At 43.3% G+C, this 2,337-nt stretch carries 2 protein-coding genes; both read right to left on the bottom strand.

Translation table 11 applies throughout. The features are described 5' to 3' along the window. A partial coding sequence (locus tag QUA38_RS28575) for an isoaspartyl peptidase/L-asparaginase family protein (protein WP_333167828.1) occupies nucleotides 1-800 on the bottom strand: 800 nt, incomplete at its 3' end. Between the two features lie 610 nt (nucleotides 801-1,410). After that, nucleotides 1,411-2,043, bottom strand: coding sequence for an alpha-ketoglutarate-dependent dioxygenase AlkB (locus tag QUA38_RS28570; RefSeq protein WP_333167825.1), 633 nt, complete (start codon nucleotides 2,041-2,043; stop codon nucleotides 1,411-1,413). Between the last annotated feature and the right edge of the window lie 294 nt (nucleotides 2,044-2,337).

Raw genomic sequence — 2,337 nt, 5'->3', positions numbered from 1 at the left:
GCCCAGCCAACCCGCCCTTGAGGGTCTATGAGGATGCACCCAGCTTCTCCTGCAACCTTAGATGCCAGAGTCTCAATTGCCATCTGCGCTGCATCGTCTGGGTGCTTGCCGGACGCTAGAATGTCGATCGCCGTTTTAGCCAGAACTACTGGCATAATCGACTCGCCATCGCCTGTGGTCGAGCAAGCGCCCTGTTGACTGTCAGCAAACAAGCCTGAGCCGATAATCGCGCTGTCGCCGACGCGACCGGCGGGCTTATTCATAGTGCCGCCTGTTGAGGTACCGGCAACTAAAGTGCCACTAATATCCAAAGCTACACAACCAACGGTATTGGGGCGGTCAATAACTTCTTTTTCCTCCTCCCACTCTTCCTGTTGCTCATCTGCGATTAAGTCTTCTTTTCTACACATCTCGGCTCCACTTTCAGCAGCAAAATGTTCTGCATGATCGGCTACTAAGAACATGGGTTTTTTATCCATAATCTTTCGCGCCACGGAGATGGGATGGCACACGCCTTGAACATTTGCGATCGCTCCCCAAGCTAAGGAACCCCCTTCCATCATCCCTGCGTCTAGCTCTACCTCTCCCTTACTGTTGAGAACAGATCCAAAGCCTGCGTTAAATGTCTGGTCAGCTTCCAGAACCCGGATAGCTGCCTCAACTGCTTCTGCTGCGGAGCCCCCGCTTGCGAGCACTGCCCAGCCCGCTTCGGCTGCTGCGGTACAGCCTGCATTGTTGGCTGCAACCTTGTCTTCTGTGATGGTTTTTGCTCCACCGTGAACAATAATACTTAATACCATAAATTTCCTTTTTTTATCTTAAAAACTACTTAAAAATTCCTTATATCAATCAATTTTTAAGTAGTTTTTTTTCCTCATAGTTTTATATGTTAGCGGTGTTTAATTTGGGGTTCTTCTATCTTCAGAGATAATTATTTTTGTCGAGCTTTATGTTCCTTCAGACCTAGCTATTTACGAATTATTAATAGACATCTGAGCAAAGTTATGCCAATAGTGTGAGGAAATTTGGGTTCGAGTTAGTTAGGGAAATTGAAAGAGTGAGGGAATAAAGATGAGGTAAAACTTAAGGGGATGCACTACACCTTAACAGGCAAAATCGGTAAACGTAAAGAATGAGACTTTGAGAGACAAGAGGTGCGATCGACCTTCACATCACTCTGAGCCTTTCTGCTGACCTGCTAAAAACCCGCACAGCCGCAACAAACTAGCCGTTTGACCCAAATTCAGCCTTAGCAGCGGCACTCCCGTGCGATCGCTAATTCGGCGGTACTGTTATTGCTGTGCGAAAATCGCTACTTTTACTGTTAACAGAAGTTGCAATCTTTTTTATTAAAACCGGAAGTAAAGGCAAATAAACGTATATGCAAATTACAAATTACTATTAATTCATTTAGCTTACTTTCCTGAAAGTAAGGTTGATTCTTGGTTCAGTAACTTTGGCTGCTTTCGGGATTTGGTGTTGCCAAAAATGCTGGGTTACTCCTTTCATCAGCAGGAAACTTCCAGGAGTTAATTGAATTTCTAATTTCATTTCTTTTTTGTATTTGTGCCTGAGCATAAAACGACGAGTAGCCCCAAAACTTACAGAACCGATCGCTGGGTTTTCACCAAGTTCTGATTCATCATCACTGTGCCAAGCTACACTATCTTTGCCGTCGCGATATAGATTAAGCAACACGCTGTTAAACAATGTACCTGCTATTGCTTCTATTTTAGATTTGATTGTTATGAGTGTAGGTGTCCATAGATTAGGCTCCATTTTTATTTTGGAGTAAGTGTAAGATTTACCTGCATCTCCGTACCATGCGCTAAGTCGCGGTATAGGGACTTGCTTGCCAAAAAGCAGAGCCACCTCTTGCTTCCAATTAATAGTGCCGTACAATTCCGAAAATATCTGGTTGCTGTCATTGTTATTGAAGAAGTCGCGGTACATGATTATTTCGGCATCAGGCAGAGATAATTGCTGACCATGCTTCTGGCTTTCTGTTTTTGGCTCTTCCCACAATGAAAGTTGAGTATACATAAATCTGCTAGCTGATCACCTTTTACTGAACTTTATAAATATACAGTTGTTGACTCAAGCACTGCCCAGCTTTACCATTAATCATGTAAAGCTAATTTTAGCATTTTAACAAGACAAGGATAATTACTTTTGCCAAACTTACAGCAATGTTACATACCAAATAGGGCAAAAAATCTAGGATATGTTCCGGTATGTTTTTACACAGGGACATAAGTTTCTGGAGTTTAGACTAACAAGGGAAAGAAAAGGGAGCCTGTGATTGGCACAGGCTCCCTAAAGGCAGAAAATTGAGAA

Source organism: Microcoleus sp. Pol12B4 (assembly GCF_036701385.1).
Taxonomy (GTDB): Bacteria; Cyanobacteriota; Cyanobacteriia; order Cyanobacteriales; family Microcoleaceae; genus Microcoleus.
The sequence above is the reverse complement of the archived record's forward strand: the minus strand, read 5'-3'. Positions and strand labels throughout refer to the sequence as shown.